General features: G+C 41.0%; 5 protein-coding genes. All 5 read left to right on the forward strand.

The features are described from left to right. Positions 1-2,160: VENN motif pre-toxin domain-containing protein (locus Q384_RS12750; RefSeq protein WP_169740861.1), on the forward strand; the 2,160-nt coding region annotated here is incomplete at its 5' end. A 4-nt stretch (positions 2,161-2,164) separates the two neighbouring features. Next, a complete protein-coding gene (locus Q384_RS10710) occupies positions 2,165-2,371 on the forward strand; it encodes a hypothetical protein (protein WP_037587998.1) in 207 nt (68 codons plus the stop codon). Between the two features lie 43 nt (positions 2,372-2,414). Then, on the forward strand, positions 2,415-2,825 hold the full coding sequence (locus tag Q384_RS10715; protein WP_051940919.1) for a MafI2 family immunity protein: 411 nt from the start codon (positions 2,415-2,417) through the stop codon (positions 2,823-2,825). A 25-nt stretch (positions 2,826-2,850) separates the two neighbouring features. After that, entirely contained in the window at positions 2,851-3,186 is a 336-nt protein-coding gene (locus Q384_RS10720) for a MafI2 family immunity protein (protein WP_037588001.1), read from the forward strand. Between the two features lie 14 nt (positions 3,187-3,200). Beyond that, a partial coding sequence (locus Q384_RS10725; protein WP_211251106.1) for a hypothetical protein occupies positions 3,201-3,402 on the forward strand: 202 nt, incomplete at its 3' end.

Here is a 3,402-nt window from a genome sequence, read left to right on the forward strand (position 1 = left end):
AGCAAAATCAAAGCCGACTATGCTTCCGTTAATGAGCAAAGCGGCATCTTTGCGGGTGAAGACGGCTATCAAATCAACGTCAAAGGCAACACCGATTTAAAAGGCGCGTTAATCACCTCATTGCAAAGCGCAGAAGACAGCAATAAAAACAGCCTGAGTACCGGCAGTTTAACCTTCAGCGATATCCAAAACCATGCCGATTATGAGGGTGAAAGTTTCGGCATCAGCGGCAGCGGCGGCTTTAATACCGATATGGGCTTGGGCGGACGTGCCGCCAACCAAAGCAGTGCCACCAATGAAGTCACCGATGCAAACGGTACCACCACCACCGTACGCGCCGAAGGCAAAGAATCGGTGCAAGCGTCGGGAAGTATTGGCTTTGGCAGCGACAGCGGACATGAAAGCAGTACCACTTACAGCGGCATCAATACCGCCAACATCACCATTACCAATGAAGCGAAACAACAGGAGCTGACCGGCAAATCGGCGGCAGAGATTATCGCCGAAATCAAAACCGACATCAGCACCGAAGACTACGCGCAACACGCCGGTTACCTGAAAAACAACTTTGACAAAGACAAAGTACAGGCAGAGCTGGATTTACAGCGTGAAGTGACACAGGAATTCAGCCAAAACGTCCAAACCGCACAAACTGAGCTGAATAAAAGCAAAGACGAGATTAACAAGGAGCTGAAAGATCCCGATTTGACCGCCGAACGGCGCGCTGAATTAGAACAAAAACACGATAATTTGGATAACTTAGGCTTATTGTTAAGCGTGGTTTCCTCAGGCTTAAGCGCACCGACAGACAGCTTGGGCGGAATACTGGCGGCAAGTGCCAGCCCGGTAGTGGCACATGAGATTGGGCAGTTCTTTAAAGAACAAGCTGCGCAGAATGACGACGGCAAATTAACCAAAGGGCAAGAAGCCGCCCACATCGCCGCTCATGCCATACTTGGCGCAGCTGTTGCGGCGGCAGGTGGAAACGATGCCGTCACCTCAGCCCTTGCCGCAGGCGGGGCAGAATTGGCAACGCCTGTTGTATCGCAATGGCTGTACGGCACATCAGACCCTGAAAAATTAACGGCGGAACAGAAAAAGACGCTGAGCAGTATCAGCGGGCTGATTGGTGCGGGCGCGGGGGCGTTTAGTGGAGATGTGAGCAGCATTGTTGCAGGTAGTCAGGTGGCGCAGAATGCGGTAGATAATAATTTATTATCCCAAAAAGAATACCAACGCCGATCTGAATTGCTACAAAAGGGACAAGGTTCAGGTTTATTAGACTGGGGTAGCTTGACGGAAGCTGAAGCCAGAGAATATATCTTCTTAGTAAATAAAGATCGGTATTCCGATGAATTATTAGCTCGTTATAAAACCGATCCTAATAATTTAACTGAATTGGAAAAACGCACATTGGCTATTTTGATTTCCCAAGCAGCAGAAGGCGATCCCAATTGGGCAAGAAGCATACTAGCCAGCCCTATTAATCATTCTTTGAGTCTTCCTAATATTGATCAGGTATATAACAAAGCATTACATACTATTGATTATTACAATTCAACAGACTATAAACTTGCCAAAGCCGCCGAACCTGCGCTTTATTTCTTAACAGGCGGTGCAGGTGCTTTTGTAAGAGTCACTAGTGCCTTCACAGGTGGTCTCAACATAGGTTTAGGCGCACAGAATATTATCGACGGTAATCAGACTAATGGTGTGGTTCAGGTAGTGAATGGCATGTTGCAGGTTGGTGCTGCGGTAACTTCAGTTGGGACGACTGTTAAAAAAACTGATGTTACGAATTCACTTAAAACTGCTGTTGATGTTGGTAAAGCAACGAGTGGTGCAGAGAATGCTGCCAATATCCCTAAGCTTAACGCTGAATTAGTTGGTAAAGAAATTTCTGGTGGACATTCTTTTGAAAAACACATTGTACAGCAGGGAGAATTTACAGATTTAGGTATTGTAACTCGTGAGCAGTTTGCAGCACATATTGAGAATGTTGTTAAAAACCCAACATCTATAAAAGAATTGAGTAGTGGCAGATCTGCTTACTGGGATAAGTTAACGGGAACAGTAGTTATCCGCAATCCGAAAGCGATTGATGGTGGTACAGCATTTAGACCAACTAATGGTCGAGAATATTTTGATAATTTAAGGTAATCAAATGGATATACTAGATATTGTTAATCAAAAAGCTCAACTTTCCATAAATTATGAAGAACTTTTGATTTTTAACTCAGCTTTAAATGAAATATGTAATGGTATAGATGTATTTGAATTTGATACTCGAATTGGAGTAACTAAAGATCAAGTTGTTATACTTCTTAATCAGATAGGTAGTGTTCTCGATAAAATTGAGAGTAAAAGCTAGTTTATTGATACAACAACTCCTAATTTTTCTGTCGGAATGAACTGTGGACAACGCAAATAGGTTAGGAAAAATCTGGGTGGGAGATGCGATGGGGAGAAGCCAACCAATGGTGAAGGATAAAATAGATATGATCAATAAATACAATGAAAATCCAAGATTACCTAACTGGTTAATTATTGGTATGACTATAGCCATGCTCGGAAATATAAAATCTCACGTCAGATTAATTGTGGCTGATTATGATAATGAAAGGAAAATTTTAAATTTTATTACTTATTTTTCAAAACCTTTTACCGATGAAGATGAAGAAGATATGAAAATAATGATGACAGAATTAGGATCGGGCTGGGGGCAATATGTTGATGATTGTTATTTTAAATGTATTTATTCTTTAAAGCCTAAAAATGAGTTAGATCAATTATCAGGTGCTATTTTCAGTAACAAAGAATTTTAATTCATTAATTGATAAAGAGGATGTTATGAATATAGTGTATGAAAAAATTTATAATGGGAAAGTTCCAAATTGGTTAATAATTGGTATGAATAGAGCATTGCTAGATATGATATATCCTGAGATAGCTGTTATTTTGGTTCAATTTCAGCAGCAAACAAAAAATGTACAAATCATTACTTATCTTTCCAGAAAAGTTATTGATGAAGATTTTATCAATCTAAATTTAATTGCTCTTCGATTAAAAGAATTAATGGAAAATTACTTTAATCTGATTGAGATTGAGTGCAAACAAATCCATAAAGACCAAGTAATCAATAACTTATCGTCATGTGCTGTTTTTTGGCGAAGCGAATGGTATTGAGAAGTTTAATAATTTTGAATTTAAAATTTTTTCCATTTGTGTTACTCATTTTATTGAGTAATCATTTTACCCATTCCACCCTGTTGGCGGGCCGTGATCTGAATTTGCAAACCGTTCAAACCGGCGACAGCCTGACCCTGTATGCCGCCGCCGACAACTACAGCAGTCACCGTCGGGAACAAGACATCGGCAGCCAACTGCAAACCCATGCCGACT

Source organism: Stenoxybacter acetivorans DSM 19021, assembly GCF_000745895.1.
Classification (GTDB): domain Bacteria; phylum Pseudomonadota; class Gammaproteobacteria; order Burkholderiales; family Neisseriaceae; genus Stenoxybacter; species Stenoxybacter acetivorans.